The 316-nt window shown below is 64.9% G+C and carries 1 pseudogene; it reads right to left on the bottom strand.

Annotated features, from left to right (window positions below):
• Positions 1–316 (bottom strand): annotated as a pseudogene (locus EN851_RS35140) (3-hydroxyacyl-CoA dehydrogenase); the annotation flags it as partial.

Raw genomic sequence — 316 nt, 5'->3', positions numbered from 1 at the left:
GTAGCCGTTGACCCAGACGACATCGATGTCGGAAGCGCGCATAGCGATGCCTTCCTCGAGGATCTTCGCGCCTTCGTTGACCAGGGGATAAAGCGTGCGCTCGATGATTTCGTCGGCACCGATGTCACGCCGGGCAATGCCAAGCTCCGCTGCCTTGGCGCGGATCAGCGCCTCGACGTCCGGATCGGCAATCGGCTCGCGCGCGCCGCTCTCATAGCGGTACCAGCCGCGTCCGGTCTTCTGGCCGAAATGACCCTGTTCGCACAGCATATCGGCGATCACCGCCGTCTGGCCGCGCGCCTTGCGGTTGCGCCAG

Origin of the sequence: Mesorhizobium sp. M8A.F.Ca.ET.208.01.1.1 (assembly GCF_004791315.1) — a bacterium.
Taxonomy (GTDB): domain Bacteria; phylum Pseudomonadota; class Alphaproteobacteria; order Rhizobiales; family Rhizobiaceae; genus Mesorhizobium.
This window is presented reverse-complemented; position numbering and strand designations above follow the sequence as displayed.